Raw genomic sequence first — 22,776 nt, 5'->3', positions numbered from 1 at the left:
CGTGTTCCTGACGCGCCGGTGACGGTTTCTTAGCGCCTGCCCGGCATCCAGACACTAGTGAACACTGCCGGAAACCGGCAATGCGTGGGCGTATGCCCTGCCGCACCATCTCCTGCGGGGAGCACTACGGAGGGTCGCGGTGCCGGGCGCCGACGCATGGTGCGGCGGACGGCCGGCACCGCGGCCCCGGGGGGCTCCGTATCCCGTCGTCTGACGCAAGGACGTGTGTCATGGAAGCGCTCGGCGTGCTCATCGCCGCCTGTCTCGTCGCCGTGGTGCTCGCGGTGCTCGCGTTCTCCCGGCTGTACCGCAAGGTGGACCAGAGCCAGGCCCTGATCGTCTCGAAGACACGGCAGGTCGACGTGTCGTTCACCGGGCAGGTCGTGCTGCCGATCCTGCACAAGGCCGAGGTCATGGACATCTCGGTGAAGACGATCGAGATCAGCCGCTCCGGCCGGGACGGGCTGATCTGCCGCGACAACATCCGCGCCGACATCCGGATCCTGTTCTTCGTCAAGGTCAACAAGACCGTCCCGGACGTCATCAAGGTCGCCCAGACCGTCGGCACCGAGCGCGCCAGCCACCAGGACACGCTGCAGGAGCTGTTCCACGCGAAGTTCTCCGAGGCGCTGAAGACCGTCGGCAAGCAGATGGACTTCACCGACCTGTACACCAAGCGCGAGGAACTGCGGTACCACATCATCGAGTTGATCGGCATCGACCTCAACGGCTACCACCTCGAGGACGCGGCGATCGACTACCTGGAGCAGACCCCGCTCTCCCAGATGGACCCGGCCAACGTCCTCGACGCCGAGGGCATCCGCAAGATCACCGAGCTGACGGCCATCGAGCACGTGCGCACCAACGAGGCCAGGCGCAACGAGGAGAAGGAGATCACCCGCCAGGACGTCGACGCCCGCGAGGCCATCCTCGAGCTGGAACGCCGGCAGGCGGACGCCGAGATCAAGCAGAAGCGGGAGATCGAGACCTCCCGGGCCCGCGAGGAGGCCGAGACCGCCCGCGTGACGGAGGAGGAGCGGCTGCGCGCCCAGGGCGCCTTCCTGCGCACCGAGGAGCAGTTGGGGATCCAGCGCGAGAACCAGGCCCGCGAGATCGCCGTCGCCGCGAAGAACCGCGAGCGGGTCATCGCCGTCGAGAGCGAGCGCATCGAGAAGGACCGGCTGCTGGAGGTCATCGCCCGGGAACGGGAGACCCAGCTGACGAGGATCGCCGCCGAGAAGGAGGTCGAGGCGGAGAAGCGGGACATCGCCGAGGTCGTCCGGGAGCGGGTCGCGGTGGACCGTACGGTCGCCGAGCAGGAGGAGTCCATCAAGAAGCTGCGCGTGGTCGAGGAGGCCGAGCGGGAGCGGCAGGCCCTCGTCATCGCCGCCGAGGCGGAGGCGCAGGAGAAGCTGGTCAAGGACATCAAGGCCGCCGAGGCCGCGGAGCAGGCGGCCACGCACCGGGCCGCCGAGGAACTCACGCTGGCCGAGGCCCGGTTGAAGACCGCCGACCTGGACGCGCGGGCCAAGCTGCGGCTCGCCGAGGGCGTCCAGGCCGAGGCCGCCGCCGAGGGACTGGCCGCCGTACAGGTCCGCGACAAGGAGGCCGAGGTCACCGTGAAGGCCGGGCGCGCTCAGGCGGAGGCCACCGAGGCGCGGCTGCGGGCCGAGGCCGAGGGCACGCAGGCCAAGGCGCTGGCGGAGGCCGAGGGTGCGCGGGCGAAGGGGCTCGCGGAGGCCGAGGGCGCGCGGGCGGCGGCGGAGGCCACCGAGGCGCGGCTGAAGGCGGAGGCCGAGGGGTCCCGGGCCAAGGGGCTGGCCGAGGCGGAGGGAGCCAGGGCGAAGGCGCTCGCGGAGGCCACCGCCATCGGCGAGAAGCTGAAGGCCGAGGCCGCCGGTCTCACCGAGAAGGCCGCCGCGATGGCCGCGCTGGACGAGGCCTCGCGCGGGCACGAGGAGTACCGGCTGCGGCTGCAGGCGGAGAAGGAGATCCGGCTGGCCGGGCTGGAGACGCAGCGGCAGGTGGCCGAGGCGCAGGCGACGGTGCTGGCGACCGGGCTGGAGAACGCGGACATCGACATCGTCGGCGGGGAGTCGGTCTTCTTCGACCGGCTGGTGTCCTCCATCGCCCTCGGCAAGGGCGTGGACGGATTCGTCGAGAACTCCCACACCGCGCGGTCCCTGGCGAAGCCGTGGCTGGACGGTACGGGCAGCTTCACCGACGACCTCTCCCGCTTCCTCGGCTCACTGGGCTCGGCGGACGTGCGGAACCTGACGGTGTCGGCGCTGCTGATGAAGCAGATCAAGGGTGGCGGCCCGCAGGCGGGGCAGCTGCAGAAACTCCTCGACCGCGCGAGCGAACTGGGCCTCGCCGACACACCGGTGACCGCCCTGAACGGAACCGGCACGCTGAACTGAGGCCCGGATGGGGGTGGGTACGGGCCGCTGCGGCGGCATGAGTGCCCGTCGGCTTCGGCGGCATCCCGAGGCCGACGGCACCGCAGCTCCCCAAGGGGCGCGGGGAACTGCGCGAGCGGCCACGACGCATCCGCACCCGGCAGACCACCCGCGGCCCCCAGCCCGTAGCCGCACAGCCCACGAAGGGAAACGCACTCCCCATGGCCACCGCACAGGCGCCGCAGGCCCACGCCGACGCAGACGCCGGTACCTACGACGTGCTCCGCGACCGGCTCGCCGCGCAGGCCGCCGAGCTCGCCCGGAGGGCCACCGCGCTGAACGCACGCCGCACCGAGGAGTTCGGCTCGGCGCGACTGGACCTCACGGCCACCGCCAGGCTCCGCACCACGCACCCGTTCGTCCCGAGCGACATCGTGGCCGTGGGCGACCACCTGCTCTTCGGCGGAACCGGCGGAGCCGACGTCCTCGCGCTGTACGGCCGTGACGGCGAGCGGCTGGCTGAGGACGCCGTACCCGGTCTGCTGGACGACCCTGCGTTCGTGCGGGAGTTCAGCGCGCTGCACCGTTACTACCGCGGAGCGAGCCTGCTGCGGCTGCGCCGGGTCGACGGCCGGCTGCTGGCGGTGTTCCGCACCGGCGAGAAGGCCGAGGACGTCCGCGTCCTGCGCTGGTCCCTCACCGAGGACGGCCGGGCGGCACGGTTCCTGGACGCGCGCGGCGACCGTGACGACGTCTTCCCGCCGGCCCAGGACGTGACCTGGACGGAGACCACCCGCGAGGATCACGTCCTCGGCCGGGACCAGTACGTGGCCGTACCCGGGGGGCTGGGGGTGACCACTGTCGGCGGCTCCCTCACCGTGCGGGCCCCCGAAGGGGAGGAACTGTTCGCCGAACCCGTCCAGGAGCCCCTGCAGGCACTCGCGGACGCGGCGGTCGCACACGCGCGGGTCGGCACGCTGCTGCTGCTGCGGGTGCGGCCGTACAAGGAGGACACCGACCGGTACCTGGTGTTCGACACGCTCTCCCGGACCGTGGTCCGGCTCGACGGGATCGGGCAGGCGTGCCGGCGGCTGCCCGAGGAGCAGGGCATCGTCTTCCCCGGCGGGTACTGCCTGGCGGGCGGCTCCCACAAGACGTACGAACTCGACACGCGGGGCCTGGAGTTCGAGCGGGAGGTGCGCGCGCCGAACGGGGAGGACGTGCTGTACGCGTTCCGCTCCCGCGCCGGGGGGAGCACGCTGCTGCTGTCGTACAACACCCTGCGCAAGGAGGTCGCGGCCCCGCTGCCGTGCCGGGGCTGGGCGCTGTTCGAGGACGGCGCGCTCGCCGTGCTGCGCGCCGGCGGCGACGAACCCGCGCACACCCACCCCGTCCAGTGGTGGGCCTCGCCGTACGTCTCCGACACCCACGCCGCCGCCCTGCGCACCGGCACCGGCGCGCTCGCCCGGGTCGGCAACGCGGACCTCGTGCGCGGGCTCGCCGACTGTCTGTCCGTGGCCCGGCTGGTCACCGACGGCACCGGGACGAGCGAGGGGTACCGGGCGCTGGTGGCGGCCTGCGTGCGGGCCGCCGACGCCCATCACTGGCTCGCCGAACCCGAACTCGGCGACCTGGCCGGCCCGTTGGCGGAGGTCCGGGCCACCGCCGGGCAGGTCCTCAGCGAGTTCGAGACCGTACGGGAGCTGACCCGGCAGGCCGCCGACGCCCTCGACGAGGCCGCCGAGCGGATCACCGCCGTGGTGCGCCGGCTGCGCGGCGAGGCGCCGCGCGAGGCCGCCGCCTGGGTGCGCGGACTGACCGAACTCCGGCAGGCGCAGGGGCACCTGCTCACCCTGCGCGAACTGCGGTACGTCGACGCCGTCCGGCTGGAGGAGCTGGCGACCGCCGCCGAGGAGGACCTCGCCGGGTTCGGGCGGCGCGCGGTGGCGTACCTGGCGCGCGAGGACGCCTTCACCGGGCAGCAGGAGGAGGTCGAGCGGCTGGCCGGGGAGGCGGCGGCCGCCGAGACCGTGGCCGCCGCCCGGCCCGTCACCGCCCGGCTCGACGAACTGGCCGCCGGACTGCGCACGGTCACCGAGGTCGTCACCGGCCTCGACATCGCCGACGCCACCGTCCGTACGGCCGTCCTGGAGCGGATCGCCGAGGTGCTGGGCGGGGTCAACCGGGCCCGCGCCACGCTCGACGGCCGCCGCCGCGCCCTCCAGGACCGTGAGGGACGCGCCGAGTTCGCCGCCGAGACCGCGCTGCTCGCCCAGGCCGTCACCGCCGCGCTCGCCGTGTCGGACACGCCCGAGGAGTGCGACGACCAGCTCGCGGGTGTCCTCGCCCGGGTGGAGGACCTGGACGGCCGGTTCGCCGAGTTCGACGACTTCCTCGCCGAACTCGCCGACCGGCGCACGGAGATCTACGAGGCGTTCGCCGCCCGCAAGCAGTCCCTCGCCGACGCCCGCGCCCGCCGCGCCGAACAGCTCGCCGTCTCCGCCGGGCGGATCCTGGACACCGTCGGGCGGCGCGCGGCCACCCTCGCCGACAGCGACGCGGTCGCCGCCTACTTCGCCTCCGACCCGCTGGTCGCCAAGGTCCGCCGCACGGCCGACGAGCTGCGCGCCCTCGGTGACAGTGTGCGCGCCGAGGAACTCGACGGCCGCCTGAAGTCGGCCCGCCAGGAGGCCGCCCGCGCGCTGCGCGACCGCGGCGACCTGTACGCCGAGGACGGCCGCACCCTGCTGCTCGGCGGCCACCGCTTCGCCGTCAACACCCAGCCGCTCGACCTCACCCTCGTCCCGCACGGCGACGGCCTCGCCTTCGCGGTCACCGGGACGGACTACCGCACCCCCGTCACCGACCCCGGCTTCGCCGCCTACCGCTCCTACTGGGACCGCCCCGTGCCGTCCGAGTCGCCCGCGGTCTACCGCGCCGAGCACCTCGCCGCCCGCCTGCTCGCCGAGCACGGCCCGGCCGCCCTCGCCGCCGCCGACGACCTGCCGGACCTGGTCCGCCGGGCGGCGCAGGAGTCGTACGACGAGGGTTACGAGCGCGGCGTCCACGACCACGACGCGACGGTCCTCCTCACCGCCCTGCTGCCCTTGTACGAGGGCGCCGGCACCCTGCGTCACGAGCCCGCCGCCCGCGCCGCCGCCCAGCTGTTCTGGGCGCACGGCGCCACCGCGGAAGCCCGTACCGCGTGGGCCCGGCGGGCGGTGTCGCTGGCCCGTGCCCGGGACGCCTTCGGTGCCGTACCGGCCATCGGGGAGCTGGAGCGGGAGCTGGCCGGGGCGATCGAGGCCTGGGACGACCGGGCCGCGGGCGCTCCGGCCGCCGCGTACCTCTTCGAGGAGCTGACCGGCGGCCCGGAGGGCTTCGTCCTCGGGGGCGCGGCACGCACGCTGCTGGAGAAGTTCCGCCATGCGGACGGGAGTTACGGCAGTGACCTGGAGGGCCTGACCGACCTCGCCGCGCGCCGGCAGGTGGTGCACGCGTGGCTCGGCGCGTACGCCGCGGCCACCGGCACCGAGGCCGGGCCGGGCGACCTGGCCGAGGCGGTCGTCGCCGAGCTGTGCCCCGGCCTGCCCCGCTACGACGGCGACGCCCCGCTCACCGTGACGGCGGAGGGCCTGCTCGGCACGCACCCGCGCGTGCGGGGCGGCCAACTGCGCCTGCGCATCGACGAGTTCCTCGCCCGTACGGCCCGTTTCGCGGCCGAGGAGGTACCCGCCTTCCGCAGCTACCAGCGCCGTCGTACGACCCTGGTGACCGCCGAACGCGACCGCCTCCGCCTGGACGACCACCGCCCCCGCGTCCTGTCGGCTTTCGTCCGCAACCGCCTGGTGGACGAGGTGTATCTCCCCCTGATCGGCGACAGCCTGGCCCGCCAGCTGGGCACCACCGGCGAGTCGAAGCGCACCGACACCGGCGGCCTGCTCCTGCTGATCTCCCCGCCCGGCTACGGCAAGACGACGCTCATGGAGTACGTCGCCGACCGGCTCGGTCTGATGCTGGTCAAGGTCAGCGGTCCGGCGCTCGGCCACACCGTCACCTCGCTGGACCCGGCCGACGCCCCGAACGCCACCGCCCGCCGGGAGGTCGAGAAGATCAACTTCGCGCTGGCGGCGGGCAACAACACCCTCCTGTACCTGGACGACATCCAGCACACCTCACCGGAACTGCTGCAGAAGTTCATCCCGCTGTGCGACGCCACCCGGCGCGTGGACGGCGTGCGGGACGGCGAGCCGCGCACCTACGACCTGCGGGGCAAGCGCTTCGCGGTCTGCATGGCCGGCAACCCCTACACGGAGTCCGGGGAACGCTTCCGCATCCCCGACATGCTCGCCAGCCGCGCGGACGTCCGGAACCTCGGCGACGTCCTCACCGGCAAGGAGGACGTCTTCGCGTTCAGCTTCGTGGAGAACGCCCTGACCGCCAACCCGGTGCTCGCCCCGCTCGCCGCCCGCGACCGCGCCGACCTCGACCTGCTGGTCCGGCTGGCCGCGGCCGACCCCACGGCCCGCGCCGACCGGCTGGCCCGGCCCCTGCCCGCGGCCGAACTGGACGGTGTCCTGGCCGTGCTGCGCCATGCGCTGGCGGTCCGCGAGACCGTCCTGAAGGTCAACCGGGCCTACATCGCCTCCGCCGCCCAGTCGGAGGCGACCCGCACGGAACCGCCCTTCCGCCTCCAGGGTTCCTACCGCGACATGAACAAGATCGCCCAACGGCTGCGGCCGGTCATGAACGACGCCGAACGCGAGGCCGTCGTCGACGACCACTACACCGCAGAGGCCCAGACCCTCACCACGGGCGCCGAGGCCAACCTGCTGAAGCTGGCGGAGCTGCGCGGCGCGCTCGACGCCGGCCGGGCGGCGCGCTGGGCCGAGGTGAAGAGGTCCCATGCCCGGGCCCGCGCCCTCGGCGGTCCCGAGGACGACCCCGTGACCCGGGCGGTAGCGGCCCTGGGCCTGCTCGCCGACCGGCTCGCCGCCGTGGAGAGCGCCATCACCCGGGCACGGACCGGCGGCGAGGAGCGGTGATGGTGTACTTCCTCGCGCCGCTGTCGGCCGCGCTCGCCTTCGTCGCCCTGAGCACGGCCGTACTGGTCCGCCGGGACCGACGGCGTGCCGCCGGCGGAGGGGGAGCCGGGACGGCGTTCAGAAGTCGATGTTCGAGTGCTGGAACCCCTCGCCCAGTGCGTGGACGGCGACGACCCACATCACCAGCGTGCCGAGGAGCGCACCGGCCGCCGCCCACACCGCGGCCCGGCGACGCAGCAGCGCACCGGTGATTCCGAGGAGCGCGGCACCGGCGACCGGCCCGCCGACGAGCGACAGCCCCAGGTCCACCGCCGACATCACGAGGGCGCCCTGCCCCCGGCAGCCGGCCGGCCGGCCGAGACAGGCGAGGGTGTCCTGACTGAAGCGGTACCACCCGTAGAGCAGGGGCAGCAGCAGGAGCGCGGTCGCCACCAGCAGCGCGGCGACCGGGCCGCGGTCCGGCGCGGAAGAGGATGAGGTCACGCCGCCATCGTGGTCAGGCGCCGGCGCCCGGCACATCCGCTGTCGTACTCATCTGCGGTCAGCAGCCGTTGTCCGGGAGCAGGGGCACGAACTGCACGCGGGCGTGGTCGCCGGCGTCCACGACCCGGTCGTAGTCGGCTCGGTCGACGCGGTACCAGACGTCGTTCCGCTTGCGGTCGCCGCCCACGTCGTCCAGGCGGACGCACCAGCGCTCCGGGCGCAGTTGCCTGCGGTAGGTCTCGGTGCCGTCCTGGACCCTGCGGCAGGTGCGGCGGCTCCCGTGGGTGCCGCTCGTGCAGTGCTTGACCAGGTGCGGGCGGGTGGCCCGGGTGGTCTGCCGGGTGATGTGGCGGACCGTGTCCTTGAGACCGTGGACGGGGTCGGGGGCGTCATCCCCCTTGCCGCCGCAGGCGGTGAGAGCGGCCAGCAGGAGCGCCGCCACCGCGGCCGCGCTCAGGCGCTTGCCGCGCAGGGTGCCGAACACGTGTTTCTCCCCCGGTTGCCGGACGTCTGACGTCGTCGTCCACGTTAACGGGGGTGGTTCCCCCCTGTCCCACCGCGTGCCGTGCCGCGGGCTCAGCCGAGGCAGACCAGGACGAGGCAGAGCTGGTCGTGCGAGGTGGAACCGGTGGCCGGGGTGGTCGAGGTGCCGCCGCTCGAGGCGGTGGAGTCCGAGCCGGTGGAGGACGTCGGCTGTGTCGCCGTACCGGATCCGCTGGTGCCCGCGCTGCTGCCGCCGCTGCCGCTCGTGCCGGTGCCGGTGCCGGTGCTCGTGCCGGAGGAGGACGGTGTGGTGGTCCGCGGCTGTGGGGCGGCCGGTGCCGCCGGTGCGGCCGGGTGCGGGACCGTCACCGCGGTGTGCGGCCGGCCGGCGGACCGTACCGTGCGGGACACGGGCGTGAGGGTCTGCTGCCGGGGGACGTCGACGGCGGCCGTCCGTACCGCCGGGGTGGCGGGCGTGACCCGGTGGTGCGTGGTGGCGGGCGGTGCGGGCGTGGACGCCGGGTGACTGGGCGCGGCCGACGGCTCGTCGGTGAGGCCCATGCCGCGGTGGTCCGGTGCGGTGGCCGCCTGGGCCCGGTCGCCGGCGCCGCGGTCCAGCGAGGCGAGCGTCAGGCCTCCGCCGACCAGCGCGACGGCGGTCGCCACCACGGCCCGGCGCTGGCTCTTCTTCCAGCGGGCCCGCTGCCGGCGCCGCGCCGCGCGTCCCCGCGGAGCGGGCGGCGCGTCCTTGACATCGGCGGGCGGCGCGTCCGTGGTTCCGGCGGGCGGCGTGAACGTGGCGTCGGCGGGCGGTGCGAACGGGACGCCGGCGGTCGCGCCGAGGCTCTCGGTGCCGAAGCCGTCGGTGCCCGGCGGGGCTATGTCCGGGGCGTAGGCACCGCACCCGGGACACACCAGGGCGCCGTTGAGGTGACGGCGGCACGAGGAGCAGTAGTCCATTTGTGGTCTTCCTGAGTCCAGGGGGAGCGGCGAGCAGTCACGCTAACGAGCCTTTCGAAAGGCTGTGTGCAGCCCGTGTGGCTCTCCTGCGCAGATTCGTGGGGTTCCGCGGTGGACGGCCGCACACCGGACCGGCAGGAGGACACGCATGCTCGGCACAGAGTTCCGCACCGGCTCGCCCATCTGGATCGACCTCGGCAGCCCCGACACACAGACGGCCGCGGCCTTCTACGGCGCCGTCTTCGGCTGGGAGTTCGCCTCCGCCGGCCCGGAAACCGGCGGCTACGGCTTCTTCCGGAAGAACGGCGGCACGGTGGCCGCCCTCGGCCCGCTGACCGAGGAGGGGGCGACGTCCGCCTGGATGACGTACTTCCGTACCGACGACGTCCATGCCGTCGCACGGGCCGTGACCGGCACCGGCGGCACCGTGCGCACCGGGCCCGTGAGCATGGGGGACGCCTCCTTCGCCCAGTTCACCGACCCGCAGGGCGCGCAGTTCGCCGTGCTCCGGTCGGGGCAGGGCCTGCAGCGGGCGTCGGAGGACGACACGCTGGTGTGGGTGGAGCTGCACGTCGGCGACCCGGATGCGGCCATCGGCTTCTACCGCGGGCTGTTCGGCTGGCGCGCCCAGCAGATGCAGGCGCCGGGCATGACGTACCAGGTGCTCAGCATCGGCGAGGGCGACCAGCAGGAGGGTTCCTTCGGCGGCGTGGCCCCGCTGCGGGACGGCCGGGAGCACGCGCGCTGGGTGCCGTACTTCGCCGTGGCCGACGCGGACGCGATCGTCGCCTCGGTGGGCGACAACGGCGGCACGGTGCTGATGCCGGCCGCGAACGTGCCCGGCGTCGGCCGCATCGCCTGGCTGGCCGACCCCGCCCAGGCGGTGTTCGCCGTCCTCAGGCCGGACCCGCGTCAGGTGTGAACGGGCGGTGGGCGGGCCGCCGTTGCCCAAGACCGTGCCGGCCACCGAGCGCAGTGCTGCTCCAGTAGCTTTCCGCCGGTGAAGTAGCTTGCGGACTCGTCCGGATCACCTCACCCACCGGAGAGTTCGCACATGTCCCGCAAGGCGCCGTACCTCGCCGTGGCCGACGCGCTGCGCGCCCGGGTGCTCGCGGGCGAGTGGGCGATCGGCGAGCGGCTGCCGTCCCGGGCCCGCCTCGCCGAGGAGTACGGCGTCGGGCGCAACGTCATGCAGCGGGCCGTGGACCGCCTGATCATCGAGGATCTGCTCGAGGGACGCGCGGGTTCCGGCACGTACGTCCGTACCCCGCGCGAGCGCCTGCGGATGGTGCGTTCCTGGCACCGTGAGCACCGGGGCTCCCTGGCCCTCGCCGGCCGGCGGGAGCGGGGCCGGGCCGCCGCCTGGGACGCGCACAGCCTGGTCCGCGTCCCCGCCCCCGAGGCCATCGCCGAGCGGCTCGCCGTCGAACCCGGGGACCCCTGCGTCAACACGCAGTACGAGTTCCTCGCCGACGGGCAGCCCGTCCAGCTCTCCGACTCCTGGGAGCCGATGGCCGTCACGGAGGGAACGCCGGTCGTCCTGCCCGAGAGGGGTCCGCTCGCGGGCAAGGGGGTCGTGGAGCGCATGCGGGCCATCGGCGTGGTCGTCGAGACCGTCGTCGAGGTGCCGCGCCCGGCCCGAGCCGGCCGCACGGAGGCGCATCTGCTCGGGATCGGCGTCGGGGACCTGGTGCTCCGCATCGAGCGGACCATCTACGACACCGACGGACGTCCGGTGGAGACCGCCGACATCGTCATTCCGGACGTACGCCGCGAGGTCGTCTACGAGTTCGCCGTCGACGTGAGGTCGTGAGGTGGTGCGCCTGCGCCCGCGTGACCCGGACTTCGGGCTGCTGTTCGCCGCCACCGCGCTCGGCCAGCTGGGCGACCGCGTCCTCTTCCTGGCGCTGCCGCTGGTCGCCGTCGTCGCGCTGCACGCCGACCCGTTCCAGGTCGGACTGCTGACCACGCTGACCACGGCGGGCTCGCTGCTGGTGGGGCTGCCGGCCGGGGCCTGGGTGGACCGGACGCGCAAGAGGCCGGTGCTGGTCGTCGCCGACCTCGCGCGGGCGCTGGTGCTCATGACGGTGCCGACGGCGTGGTGGACCGGTCTGCTGTCGGTCCGCTGGCTGTACGGCGTCGCACTGGTCCATGGCGTGCTGACCGTGTTCTTCGACGTCGCGTACGTCGGCTTGCTGCCGCACCTGGTGGGGCGCGGACGACTCGTCGAGGCGAACGCGAGGCTGTCGGCCGTCCGCTCGGTGACCAGCATCGGCGGACCGGCCGTGGCGGGTCCGCTGGCCGGCTGGGCCGGGGCACCGGCGGCGGTCGTGGCGAGTGCGGCCGGGATGGCCGTGTCGGGGCTCCTCGCGAGCCGTATCCGTGAGCGTGAGACGGAGCCGGGGGCGAGGGGGCGGAGCGGGACGCGCCGGCGGCCCCGGCTGCGCCGGGAGATCAAGGAGGGGCTGAAGTTCGTGCTCGGGCACCCCGTCCTGCGCGCGACGGTCGTCGGCGACGCGGTCTTCAACCTCTTCCTCGTGATGTACCAGACCATGCTGCTGGTCTTCCTGGAACGGGAGGTGGGCCTCGGGCCGTCCGCCGTCGGCCTGGTTCTGTCGGGCATGGGCTGCGGCGCCCTGCTGGGTGCCCTGCTGGCGACCCGGGTCTCGCGGCGGCTCGGGCAAGGCCCCGTCATCTGGCTCGCGCCGCTCGTCACCTGCCCGCTGACCGCTCTGATGCCGGCCGCGCGACCGGGGTGGAGCGTGTGCGTGGCGGCGGCCGGGCTCGCGGCCCTCTCGCTGGGCGGGGTGGTCCGTGTGGTGGCCCAGTCGAGCGTCCAGCAGGCCCTCACCCCGGACCGGCTCCTGGGCAGGATGGGTGCGACGGCCCGGTTCGTGTCCTGGGGCGGCCTGCCGCTCGGCGGCGTCCTGGGCGGAGCCTCGGGCTCGGCGTTCGGAGCGGCGCCCACGCTGTGGCTCGGCGCGGCCGGCATGACACTGAGCTTCCTGCCGGTCTTCCTCTCACCGCTCCGCACCCTGCGCACCCCGCGCCCGTCACCGCTCCCCGCCGGACAGCCGTCGGCACCGTCCGCACGGTCGGCACCGTCCGCGACCGGTGGCCGCCCGGTCGGCCCGCCGCCTGCCCGCGCCCACGGGAGTCCGGCGTCCGGAACAATTCGGGTGTACAGCGCGCTGTTCTCCATGCCCAGTGAGCGGAGCCGACCGGTGGAGGAGCGTGGACCGATGGTGAGGGCGATGGCGGGTGCGGCAGGCACGGCGGGTACGGCGGCGGGACACGACCGGCGTGGCACCCCTCTCGTGACCGGGTGCGGGCGCAGGATCGACGTGCGGTGCCTGTGGCTGGGCCGGCCTGAGCGTCCCGTCGGCCGGATCACGCTGGACGTGGGCGAGGACCAGGGCGGGGAGCCGGGGGTCTGGGCGGCACTCACCCCGGACGAGGCGCGGGACCTGGCCCGGCTGCTGCTCCAGCAGGCGGGCGCCGCCGAACGGCCTGCCGCCGACCGTCCGTAGGCCGGCTCGGCCCGGGACAGCCCACGCCCCGTGCAGCCCCCTCACGGACCGAGGACGAGGACCGGCCGGCGTGCGCGGTGCGGGCTAGGATCCCGGCCATGGCCCTGACCGCGAACGACGTGGACCGCTTCGAGGCCTCCAGGCCCCGCCTGGAGGCCATCGCCTACCGCCTGCTCGGCTCGGCGAGCGAGGCGGAGGACGCCGTGCAGGACACGTTCCTGCGCTGGCAGGCGGCCGACGTCGAGCGCATCGAGGTCCCCGAGGCGTGGCTGACGAAGGTGCTCACCAACCTGTGTCTCAACCAGCTCACCTCGGCCCGCGCCCGGCGCGAGACGTACGTGGGCCAGTGGCTCCCCGAGCCGCTGCTCGCCGGTGACCCGATGCTCGGCCCGGCCGACACCGCCGAACAGCGCGAGTCGGTGTCGTACGCGGTCATGGCCGTACTGGAGCGGCTGTCCCCGGGCGAGCGCGCCGTGTACGTCCTGCGGGAGGCCTTCGGCTACCCGCACCGGGAGATCGCCGAGATCCTCGACGTCACCGAGGCCGCCAGCCAGCAGATCTTCCACCGCGCCAGGAAGCACGTCGCGGACGGCCGGGCCCGTGCCGAGATCGACGGGGCCGCCGCCCGGCGGATCATCGACGAGTTCCTCGCGGCCGCCACGAGCGGCCGGACCGAGCCGCTCGTACGGCTGCTCACGCAGGACGCCGTCTCGATCGGCGACGGCGGCGGGAAGGTCCCGGCCCGCGCCAAGGCGTTCGAGGGCGCCCTCGCGGTCGCGAAGTTCATGCGGGGCCTGTTCAAACCCAGCAAGGCCAAGCACGACCTGGTCGGCGGCTCGCCCGAGCTCCACGCCACGACCGCCAACGGCGGACCCGCCCTCGTGGCGGTCCTCGACGGCCGGGTCATCGGCGTCATGTGCCTGGAGATCACCCCCGAGGGCATCGCCGCGTTCCGCAACCAGGTCAACCCCGACAAGCTCGAACGCGCGACCCGGCGGTGGGCGGCCACGGACCACGGAGAACCCCTGCTCAAGGCCTTCTGACCACCTTCTGGCCACCTCCCGACCGCCGTCCGGTCGCGATGTGAGCTGCTTCACAGCACGTCCCTGTCAGGAAACGGCGGGCCGCCCGGTTCAAGGGGCGAACCCGCTGGAGCCACTGAAGCGAATCCGCTGAAGACAGGAGCAGGACATGCAGCACCGCATCGTCGTCCTCGGAGCCGGATACTGCGGAGCCATCGCCGCCGGGCGCCTCGCCAAGCGGCTGCACCGCGAGGACGTCGCCATCACGCTCGTCAATGCCGAGCCCGACTTCGTCGAGCGCGTCCGGATGCACCAGCTCGCGACCGGCCAGGACCTCAGGCCCCGGCCGTTCAGCGAGATGTTCGCGGGCACCGGCGTCGAACTGAGGCTGGCGAGGGTCACCGGTGTCGACGTCGACCGCCGGACCGTGACCGTGAACGGCACCGGTCCCGCGGAGGAGCTGGCCTACGACACCCTCGTCTACGCCCTCGGCAGTGGCTGGAGCGACCAGGGCGTCCCCGGTACGGCCGAGCACGCCCACGAGATCGCCAGTCGCGCCGGCGCACTCCGGCTGCGTGAGCGCCTGGCCGGTCTGGACGCCGGAGCGCCCGTGGTCGTGGTCGGCGGCGGCCTCACCGGCCTGGAGGCCGTGACCGAGATCGCCGAGGCCCGCCCCGACCTCGACGTCGCCCTCGCCGCCCGCACCGGCCTCGGCGACTGGCTCTCGCCCAAGGGCCGCCGGTACCTGCGCGAGGTCTTCGACCGGCTGGGCATCACCGTGCACGAACAGGCCGAGGTCACCGCCGTCGGGAGCGACCGCGTCACCACCGCCGAAGGCCGGACGATCCCCGCCGCGGTCACCGTGTGGACCACCGGCTTCGCCGCCCACCCCATCGCGCGGGCCACCACCCTGGAGGTCACCGGCACGGGCCGGATCGTGGTCGACCGGACCATGCGTTCGGTCTCGCACCCGGACGTGTACGCCATCGGCGACGCGGCCATGGCGAAGGGGCCCGGCGACAAGCCGCTGCGGATGTCGTGCGCCTCGGGCGTCCCCACCGCCTGGCAGGCCGCCGACGCCATCGCGGCCCGCCTGACCGGCGGAAAGCTGCCGAAGGTGCCGCTGCGCTACTTCAACCAGTGCATCTCGCTGGGCCGCGGGGAAGGCCTGATCCAGTACGTGACCGCCGATGACCGCGCCGTCCGGGCGGCCCTGACCGGACGCCTCGCCGCCCGCTACAAGGAACTGGTCTGCAAGGGCGCGGCCTGGGCAGTCGCCAACCCGATGGTGGGGATACCGACCCGGCGCCACCGCGTGGCAGGCCTTCCGGCCCCAACTCCCTCCCCGGCCGGGACCCCGGCCTGAGCCACCGCCGCCGGCGCGACGGCCGCCCTCGTCGCTCTCCTCGCGCAGGGGGGCGAACGCCGCGGGCGATGGCGATGTCGCGCACGTACAGGCCGATGCCGCCGCGGGCGGCCACCAGCACCCGCGCCCCGACGCCTTCGGTGTGACCGGCCCGCCCGGGACGCCCGGTGTGGGGCTGGCAGGATGGAGTCATGCCGATGGATCCCTTGCTGGCCAGGGCCCGTGCGCTGTGGGAGGGGCTGGCGGCGGCGCCCGTGTCGTTCACCCCGGGGCCCGGCGTCAGCGTGGTCGCCTCGCCCGGGTCGGGCCTGTGCCCTGCCGGCTGGGTGGGTGTCGTGTCCCTGGGCGGTGCGGCGGTCGTCACCGCCCCCACCGCCCGTTCGGCGGCCCTGGTCCGGGACGGACTGGCGGCGCTGCCCGTGGAGGCGGTCACCGACGCCGACGCGGTGCGTGAGGTCCTGCCTGTGGCCGGGGTGCTCGGCCCCGCGGCCTTGTCCTACGCGTCCCCGGACACGTTCCGCCCCGTCCCGCCGGGCGCCCCGGCCGTGTGCGGGCTTCCCGGTGACCACCCCGGACTGCGGGGCCTTCAGGAGGCCGCGGGTGAGGACGAGGCCGAGGAGGCGGCCCTCGGGGACATCACCTCGCCGGCCTTCGTGGTGCGCGCGGGCGATGGGGTGGTCGCCGCCGCCGGATACCGGTCCTGGCCGGGCCGGACCGCCCACGTCAGCGTGTTGACGGCTCCCTCCTGGCGGGGCCGGGGCCTCGCGCGGGCCACGGCGTCGGCGGCCGTGGCGCACGCACTCACCGCCGGACTGCTGCCGCAGTGGCGCGCCCGGCTCCCCGCGTCCCGGCGGGTCGCGGCCGCTCTGGGCTTCCGGGAACTGGGCGCCCAGCTCAGCATCGAGCTCGCCGGGGCGCAGGCGCGGGCTTGAAACGGCCCGCCGGGAACCGGATCGCGTCCGGTCAGCGGGCCGACGGGCCGGACAGGGCGTCCAGTTCGGCGGCGAAGAGCCGGGCGGGGTCGAATCCCATCCCGGTGAAGTGTCCGGCGAGTTCCAGGGACAGGACACCGTGCAGCCGGGTCCAGAAGGTCAGGGCCCGGTGGAGCACCGCGGGCGGGGCGGGATGGCCGTCCGCCCAGTCCCGGTGCCCTTCGAGGTGCGCGTCGAACGGCGTCGCCGGGCCGTCCGGGGGCTGGGTGGCGCAGGCGTCCAGGAGGGTCGCCATGATCTCGGACGCGATCGCGGTGATGTCGTCGGGCGCCTGGTAACCGGGGACGGGCGTGCCGTAGACGAGGAAGTAGCGCTGGGGGTCCGCCAGGGCCCATTCCCGCAGGGCGTGCGCCAGCGCGGTCAGGTCGGCACCGGTCTGTGAGGCCGCGCGGAAGGTGCCGGCGAGGCTTCGGTACGCGTCTCTGACGAGCTCGGTGATCAGTTCGTCACGGCTGCCGAAGTACCGGTACAGCGCGGGTCCGCTCATGCCCATCCGCTTGGCGATCGCGTTGAGCGAGAGCGCGGACGCGCCCGCCGTGGCGATCTGCTCCCACGCCCGGTCCTTGATCTCCGTACGCACCTGGGCGCGGTAGCGCTCGCGTGGGGTCTTCGCTTCGGAACTCACCATGGTTAGAGGGTATCACTGGCGTTATTGACAGTCGCACAGGCATTGGGTTACAACTTCTAACGAACGCGAGAACAAGCAACTCGCCGGAGCGGTGGAGGTCGTCATGCACAGCGAAGGACTCGTCGAGGTCGTCCTGCCGGGCAAGGTCGAGCCCGAAGGGCTCCGGATCCGGCACGGAGCCGTCCCCGCCGCGGGCCCGGGCCAGATCGTGATCCGCATGGAGGCGACCGGTGTCTCCTTCGCCGAGCAGCAGATGCGGCGTGGCCGCTACTACGACCAGCCGCCCTTCCCCTTCGTCCCCGGTTACGACCTCGTGGGCACGGTGCTGGCGACCGGTGAGGGCGTCGAGCCGGGCCTCGCCGGCACCCGGGTCGCCGCGCTGGTCAAGGTCGGCGGCTGGGCCAGCCACGTGCTCGTCGACGCGGCGGACGTGGTGCCGGTGCCCGACGGGATCGGTGCCGCGGAGGCGGAGACCCTCGTCGTCAACGGCATCACCGCCTGGCAGATGCTGCACCGCAAGGCCCGCGTCCGCGCGGGGCAGACCGTCGTGGTGCACGGCGCCAACGGTGGCGTCGGCTCGGTCCTGGTCCAGCTCGCCCGGGCGGCGGGCGCGCACGTGATCGGCACGGCGTCCGCGCGGCACCACGACGCCCTGCGGGAGAAGGGGGCCACCCCCGTCGACTACCGCACCGGCGACGTCGCCGCACGGATCCGCGCACTCGCCCCTCACGGGGTGGACGCCGTCTTCGACCACGTCGGCGGCAGCGGCATCGTCGACTCCTGGCGCCTCCTCGCCCCCGGCGGCACCCTCGTCTCGTACGGCAGCGCCTCCACCCGGGACGCCGAGGGCTCCAAGCAGTGGCCCGTACTGAAACTCCTCGGCCGGGTGTGGCTGTGGAACGCCCTGCCCAACCGCCGCCACGCCTGCTTCTTCAACATCTGGGCCGGCCGGGCGCTGGCCAAGGACCGGTTCCGGTCCCGGCTGCGTGCCGACCTCACCCAGGTCTTCGCCGCGTACCAGCGGGGGGAGGTCAGCGCCCAGATCGCCGCCCGGTTGCCGCTCGCCCGTGTCGCGGACGCCCTGCGGCTGGCCGAGTCCGGCACGGTCGCCGGAAAGGTCGTACTGAACCCGTAGGGCTACGGATGCTTCCCGCCGCCCGCCCGGCCGCTCCCGCCGCTCGCCCCGCCGTGCCCGGTCGCGGTGTCCGTGCCGCCGGTCCCGTCACCGGACGTGCCGCCCGCGTGGGCGCCGGACGTGCCGGTGCGGGAGGTGCCGTTGCCGGAGGCGCCGTTGCCGGAGGCGCCGGTGTTCCCCGCCGTGCCGTTGCCGGCGTCCGCGGTACCCGCGCCGGGCTTGCCCGTACCGGCCGGCCCCTTCGGCGCGGCCGTCCTGCGCGCCAGCTGCTCGGCGCAGTAGGCGGCGACCTTGTCCTTCCCGCCGGCGGCTGCGACGAGCCGCTGCCACGCCCGCGCGTCGAGTGCCCTGCCGCGCCTCTCGACGTGCTCGTAGGCGCGGCAGTGGGCCTCGGTGTCCTGGGCGCGGGAGGGCCGGTCCGTCGGCCCGGTGCCGCCGGAGGCCGCCGACGAGGCCGCACCGCCCGGCCGGCCCGGGGCGGCCGACGGGTGTGCGGACCCCCGGCCGGTACCGGAGGCGTCCGTTGACGAGCCCGCGGAACCGATGGCCGCGACCGCGACACCGCCCAGGGTGAGGCTGGCGAAGACCACGCCGAACGTCATCCGCAGCGGGCGCCGGACGCGCCGCTCCCCGCGCAGCCGCCAGTCGTCCCGGTGCCGGACACGCGCCCGGCGCGCGCCCGTGCCGTGGGCGGCGGCCCGGAAGGCGGCCACGGCCCGCTGCTCGGCCTCCGGGTCGAGGTGGTCCGCGCGGATGACGGTGGCCAGCAGCGTTTCCAGCGGGGATTCCTGGGCGTCCCACGGGCCGGACACGGCGCCCCCAGGGTGCACACGTCGACGGCCCGGGACTCCGTCGGCGCTCAGCCGTTCACCCATGTGCGTTTCCGTTTCTGTCCGACAGCTTCGATTCGTTCGGCGTAGGGGCCTGATGCCTTTCCGTACGCACACTGTCGACGTCGTTGTTCATTTCGGCGTCGTAGTTCATTCGGTGTCGTAGTTCATGTCGACTCCCCCAGCGTGCGGGGAGCCCCATCCGTCACACCCGCCTCCGCCTCGGCGCCGACGCCCAGTTGGCGGGCGAGGCGTTTGAGGCCCCGGTGGGCGGCCGTGCGCACCGCTCCCGGGCGCTTGCCGAGGACGCGTGCGGTGGTGGGACCGTCCAGGCCGACGACGACCCGCAGGAGCACGGCCTCGGCCTGGTCCCGGGGCAGCCCGCGGACCAGTTCGAGGGCCCGCTGGGTGGAGAGACCCTCCAGGGCCTGCTCATGGGTGCTGTGCGGGGCGGGCAGGTCGAGCACGTCCTGTTCCGTGCCGCCCGCCCGGGGCCGCACCCGTTGCCTGCGCAGGTGGTCCAGGGCCCGGTGCCGGGCGATCGTCGCGGTCCAGCCCCGGAAGCCGGCGCCGTCGCCCGTGAACCGTCGCAGGTCGCGGGCTATCTCCAGCCAGGCGTCGGACGCCACGTCCTCCGCGTCGTCGCCGACGATGCCGTGCAGGTAACCGAGCAGGCCCGGCTGCACGATCCGGTAGGCGACCGCGAAAGCGCTCTCGTCGCCGTCCTGGGCCCGCGCGACCGCCGCGCCCAGTTCCCCGTCGTACGCCTGTACGCGCCGGGGTTGCCGTACCTGGCCCAAGACTGTCCTCGTTCGCGCCGGTCCACAGCGATGCGCTGCCGTCCGCCGTGCTCCGGTCGCATCGACGGCCCATGGTGACCAGCGTCCGGGCCCACGGAAACGTCACCGCACCGGGCGCCCGTCGAACCCCCGTGGGCGGACAGCACTTCGCCCCGTCGGGACACCGACGGGGCGAAGGGGGTGGAGCCGCAGACTCCGGTCTACTTGGTGAAGGCCGCGACGCCGTTCGGGGTGCCGAGGCCCGTGGGGCCGTCGTAGCCCTTGCCCGCCTTGCACTGGTAGTCGCTGCAGGACCCGTTGGTGCCCTCGGTGACGTCGTTCAGCTTGTCCGGGTGGGCGTACGGGTAGGACGCCGGGACGTCGTCGGCGGCCGGGGTGCCCGCGAGGGCGTAGACGCCGGCGATGAACGGGGAGGAGGCGCTGGTGCCGCCGTACACGTTCCAGCCGCTGGCCTGGTAGGTGTCGTAGACGGCGAGACCGGTGGCCGGGTCGGCGACGGCCGCGACGTCGGCGACGCTGCGCTTGGTGCAGCCGGTGTCCTTCTGCCAGGACGGCTTGGTGTCGTACGACGAGCAGCCCGAGCCCGCTCCCTCCCCGCCGGCGGACGTGCCCCAGACGGACTCGGAGTAGCCGCGGGTGCTGCCGTCCTTCTTGAGCGAGGTGCCGCCGACGGCCGTCACGTACTGGGAGGCGGCGGGGTACTCGGTGCCGTAGCCGCTGTCACCGGAGCTGACGGTGATGGCGACGCCGGGGTGCTTGAAGTACTTGTCGTCCGCGGAGGTGTCGGCCGCCTCCTCGTTGCCGCCGTAACTGTTGGAAACGTACTTGGCGCCCTGCTTGACGGCCTGGTTCACGGCCGCGCCGAGGTCGTCCATGCTGGCGGACTTGGCCTCGACGAGCAGGATGTGGCACTGGGGGCAGGCCGCGCTGACCATGTCGACGTCGAGGGAGATCTCACCGGCCCAACCCTGGTCCGGCGTCGGGTAGGTGGTGCCGCCGTCCTGGTCGATCTTCTTGAAGCAGCCGTTGCTCGTGCTGCACTCCGGCAGGCCGTACTGGGACCGGTAGGCCGCCAGGTCCTTCTCGGCGTTCGGGTCGTCGTTCGCGTCGACGATCGCGACGGTGGCGCCCTTGCCGCCGTCCTTCGGCAGGTGGTACGCGGCCTGCAGATCGGCCGGTCCGAAACCCTTGGGGGTGTCGTGGCGGCCGAGGGACTTCTGCGCCTTCAGGTCGGTGCGGACGACCGCCTGGCACGCCATGTAGCCGGGCTTGCTCGGCTCCGAACAGAGCCGGTGGACGGGCACCGTGGAGGCGGTGGGCGACGCGGCGGCCGTCGTCGTCGCGAACGCCGACGACTGCGAGGCGACGGCCAGGCCGCCGGTGATCAGGGCCGCTGCGGACAGCAGCGCGGGCGCGCCGCGGCGTATCAGGGACCTTCTGCGGTGAGAACGCAATGAACTGCCCTCCGTGGGGGGATGGGTGGGCCTCACGACGGCGCGAACCGGTGTTATGTCACGTGCATGACAACAACCGGCGTTGGGGGGTGCCGAAGCGAAGCCGACTTCCGGGCAATGTCGTCGGCCGGTCGACCGACGGGTTGTTGCCACCCCGGTCAGTGGTGGCTACAGAAGAGGCTATGGACAGTTTGCCGAAGAGAACAGGGCCAGTTGGTAAAACCTTGGCCTCAACTCCTGGGCGGCGCAGGTAGCTTGTGCAGCCATGGAGCTTGAAGACGGAACCATCAACGACCTGATGTCGCTGGGCCTGGCCCGGTACGAGGCACGGGTCTACCTGACGCTCATCAGGCGTGGTTCTTACACGGCCGCCGAGGTGGCCCGGGAGGCCGACGTGCCGCGCCAGCGTGTCTACGACGTGCTGGACGCACTCGTACGGCGGCAGCTGGCCACCACCCACCCCGGGCGAGTGGCCACGTACTCCGCCGTCACGCCGGAGCTGGCCCTCGCCCGGCTGATGGCGGTGCAAAGGGAGTCGGTCGACCGGCTGGAGCGGGTCTCGCAGGGCCTGGCCGGCATCCTGCAGCCCCTCTGGTTCCAGGGCCGTGAACACACCGACCCGCTGGACTACATCGAGATACTGCGCGACCCGAAGGCGATCTCCGAACGCTTCGCCGACATCCAGCGGCAGGCACGGCACGAACTTCTCACCTTCTGCAAGCCGCCGTTCGTCGCCCCCGCCGAGAACACGGAGGGCATGGAGGTGGTCCGCCGGCTGCACCGGGCGGGCGGCACCGTCCGCGCGATCTACCTCGACGACGCCCTGGACGACCCCGAGACGGTGGACCACGTACGGCGCTTCGCCGCCGCGGGCGAGGAGGCCCGCTTCGCTCCCGAACTCCCCCTGAAACTCGTCGTCGCCGACGCCTCCCTCGTGCTGTGCGACATGCCCGACCCGGTGGCCGGCGCGGGCTCCACCACCACCCTCTTCATCGAGCACCCCGCCCTGGCCGGCTGTCTGCGGCTGGCCTTCCACACCGTGTGGAAGGACGCCGTGCCGGGGCCGGAGTCCAGACCGGTGCCCGAGAGCGGGACCTGACGGGGTGTGGACCCCCGAAGGAAGCCGTCCCGACCGGGTGAACCGCGGGGCACCCGGATGGCGCCGTCGATGAGCGCCGGGACGAATGTCGCATTAGCCTCCGAAATGAGCGCGAAGTGGATCTTCATGTCGGCGCGCTCCACTCGACCCAAGGAGGACACATGCGCAAGCTCTCCAAGGCCGCTGTCGCGGCCGCGGTGGTCGCTAGCGTCGGCTTCATAGCCACCGGCACCACCACCACCGCCGCCACCGCCCAAGGCGCGGTCGTGCATCGCGGCGGATGCGTCGACATCCTGGGTGAGGTGGGTATCCTCAACGGCCTCGGCGGCAACTTGCTGAACGGCGAAGGCAATCCAGGCGCTCAGTTCACCGAGTGTTAGCCGGCCACCCGGCTCACCGAATTGGGTCTCGGCGCCCGGGCCACAGGCCCGCCGCCGGTTCGGCCATCCGTGGCCTGTCCTCATGTGAGAAGTGGATGCCGAAGGCCCCGGACCGTGACCGGTCCGGGGCCTTCGCGCGGGCGGAGGAAGGGGAGCGGGGGGCGGACACC

18 protein-coding genes are annotated in these 22,776 nt (G+C 73.8%); 11 read left to right on the top strand and 7 right to left on the bottom strand.

The window, feature by feature from the left end:
• Nucleotides 1–230 precede the first annotated feature (230 nt).
• Nucleotides 231–2,420: a flotillin family protein gene (locus tag ACWC94_RS36985; RefSeq protein ID WP_450801666.1), complete on the top strand. Its 2,190-nt coding sequence runs from the start codon at nucleotides 231–233 to the stop codon at nucleotides 2,418–2,420.
• Between the two features lie 200 nt (nucleotides 2,421–2,620).
• Nucleotides 2,621–7,444: a DNA repair ATPase gene (locus ACWC94_RS36980; protein ID WP_450801665.1), complete on the top strand. Its 4,824-nt coding sequence runs from the start codon at nucleotides 2,621–2,623 to the stop codon at nucleotides 7,442–7,444.
• A gap of 117 nt (nucleotides 7,445–7,561) precedes the next feature.
• On the opposite strand, the gene ACWC94_RS36975 is transcribed toward ACWC94_RS36980, so the two are convergent.
• The 3 genes from ACWC94_RS36975 to ACWC94_RS36965 all read right to left on the bottom strand — a co-directional run bounded on the left by ACWC94_RS36975 (nucleotide 7,562) and on the right by ACWC94_RS36965 (nucleotide 9,370).
• Nucleotides 7,562–7,927: a hypothetical protein gene (locus ACWC94_RS36975; RefSeq protein ID WP_450801664.1), complete on the bottom strand. Its 366-nt coding sequence runs from the start codon at nucleotides 7,925–7,927 to the stop codon at nucleotides 7,562–7,564.
• 58 nt (nucleotides 7,928–7,985) lie between these two features.
• Nucleotides 7,986–8,411 carry a hypothetical protein gene (locus ACWC94_RS36970; protein ID WP_450801663.1) on the bottom strand — a complete coding sequence of 142 codons (426 nt, stop codon included), beginning with the start codon at nucleotides 8,409–8,411 and terminating at the stop codon, nucleotides 7,986–7,988.
• A gap of 92 nt (nucleotides 8,412–8,503) precedes the next feature.
• Nucleotides 8,504–9,370, bottom strand: coding sequence for an SCO2400 family protein (locus ACWC94_RS36965; RefSeq protein ID WP_450801662.1), 867 nt, complete (start codon nucleotides 9,368–9,370; stop codon nucleotides 8,504–8,506).
• Nucleotides 9,371–9,518: 148 nt separating this feature from the next.
• On the opposite strand from ACWC94_RS36965, the gene ACWC94_RS36960 reads away from it, so the two are divergent.
• From ACWC94_RS36960 to ACWC94_RS36935, 6 genes are all read left to right on the top strand, one after another.
• Entirely contained in the window at nucleotides 9,519–10,292 is a 774-nt protein-coding gene (locus tag ACWC94_RS36960) for a VOC family protein (RefSeq protein ID WP_450801661.1), read from the top strand.
• A 132-nt stretch (nucleotides 10,293–10,424) separates the two neighbouring features.
• Complete coding sequence (locus tag ACWC94_RS36955; protein ID WP_450801660.1) at nucleotides 10,425–11,183, top strand: GntR family transcriptional regulator; 759 nt, start codon at nucleotides 10,425–10,427, stop codon at nucleotides 11,181–11,183.
• A gap of 1 nt (nucleotide 11,184) precedes the next feature.
• Entirely contained in the window at nucleotides 11,185–12,900 is a 1,716-nt protein-coding gene (locus tag ACWC94_RS36950; RefSeq protein WP_450801659.1) for an MFS transporter, read from the top strand.
• Between the two features lie 98 nt (nucleotides 12,901–12,998).
• Nucleotides 12,999–13,943, top strand: a complete 945-nt coding sequence (sigJ, locus tag ACWC94_RS36945) for an RNA polymerase sigma factor SigJ (protein WP_450801658.1) — start codon at nucleotides 12,999–13,001, stop codon at nucleotides 13,941–13,943.
• 148 nt (nucleotides 13,944–14,091) lie between these two features.
• Nucleotides 14,092–15,288: an NAD(P)/FAD-dependent oxidoreductase gene (locus ACWC94_RS36940; protein WP_450801657.1), complete on the top strand. Its 1,197-nt coding sequence runs from the start codon at nucleotides 14,092–14,094 to the stop codon at nucleotides 15,286–15,288.
• Nucleotides 15,289–15,479: 191 nt separating this feature from the next.
• The gene (locus ACWC94_RS36935; protein ID WP_450801656.1) at nucleotides 15,480–16,220 is read left to right on the top strand and encodes a GNAT family N-acetyltransferase; all 741 of its coding nucleotides are present in this window, start codon (nucleotides 15,480–15,482) and stop codon (nucleotides 16,218–16,220) included.
• Between the two features lie 31 nt (nucleotides 16,221–16,251).
• Here the strand turns inward: ACWC94_RS36935 and ACWC94_RS36930 are convergent, their stop codons facing one another.
• Nucleotides 16,252–16,908: a TetR/AcrR family transcriptional regulator gene (locus ACWC94_RS36930; RefSeq protein WP_450801655.1), complete on the bottom strand. Its 657-nt coding sequence runs from the start codon at nucleotides 16,906–16,908 to the stop codon at nucleotides 16,252–16,254.
• A gap of 103 nt (nucleotides 16,909–17,011) precedes the next feature.
• Here ACWC94_RS36930 and ACWC94_RS36925 point away from each other — a divergent pair, with 103 nt between their 5' ends.
• Entirely contained in the window at nucleotides 17,012–18,043 is a 1,032-nt protein-coding gene (locus tag ACWC94_RS36925) for a medium chain dehydrogenase/reductase family protein (RefSeq protein WP_450801654.1), read from the top strand.
• A gap of 2 nt (nucleotides 18,044–18,045) precedes the next feature.
• Here ACWC94_RS36925 and ACWC94_RS36920 read toward each other — a convergent pair whose 3' ends face one another.
• The 3 genes from ACWC94_RS36920 to ACWC94_RS36910 all read right to left on the bottom strand — a co-directional run bounded on the left by ACWC94_RS36920 (nucleotide 18,046) and on the right by ACWC94_RS36910 (nucleotide 21,127).
• Nucleotides 18,046–18,918 carry a hypothetical protein gene (locus ACWC94_RS36920; RefSeq protein WP_450801653.1) on the bottom strand — a complete coding sequence of 291 codons (873 nt, stop codon included), beginning with the start codon at nucleotides 18,916–18,918 and terminating at the stop codon, nucleotides 18,046–18,048.
• A gap of 122 nt (nucleotides 18,919–19,040) precedes the next feature.
• Nucleotides 19,041–19,673: an RNA polymerase sigma factor gene (locus ACWC94_RS36915; RefSeq protein WP_450801652.1), complete on the bottom strand. Its 633-nt coding sequence runs from the start codon at nucleotides 19,671–19,673 to the stop codon at nucleotides 19,041–19,043.
• A 200-nt stretch (nucleotides 19,674–19,873) separates the two neighbouring features.
• Nucleotides 19,874–21,127 (bottom strand): S53 family peptidase, encoded by a 1,254-nt coding sequence (locus tag ACWC94_RS36910; protein WP_450801651.1) that lies wholly within the window; start codon nucleotides 21,125–21,127, stop codon nucleotides 19,874–19,876.
• 265 nt (nucleotides 21,128–21,392) lie between these two features.
• Here ACWC94_RS36910 and ACWC94_RS36905 point away from each other — a divergent pair, with 265 nt between their 5' ends.
• Nucleotides 21,393–22,226 carry a TrmB family transcriptional regulator gene (locus tag ACWC94_RS36905; RefSeq protein ID WP_450801650.1) on the top strand — a complete coding sequence of 278 codons (834 nt, stop codon included), beginning with the start codon at nucleotides 21,393–21,395 and terminating at the stop codon, nucleotides 22,224–22,226.
• A gap of 161 nt (nucleotides 22,227–22,387) precedes the next feature.
• Entirely contained in the window at nucleotides 22,388–22,606 is a 219-nt protein-coding gene (locus ACWC94_RS36900) for a hypothetical protein (protein ID WP_450801649.1), read from the top strand.
• The last annotated feature ends 170 nt before the right edge of the window (nucleotides 22,607–22,776 follow it).

This window comes from Streptomyces sp. NPDC001135, from assembly GCF_053598395.1.
This window is presented reverse-complemented; position numbering and strand designations above follow the sequence as displayed.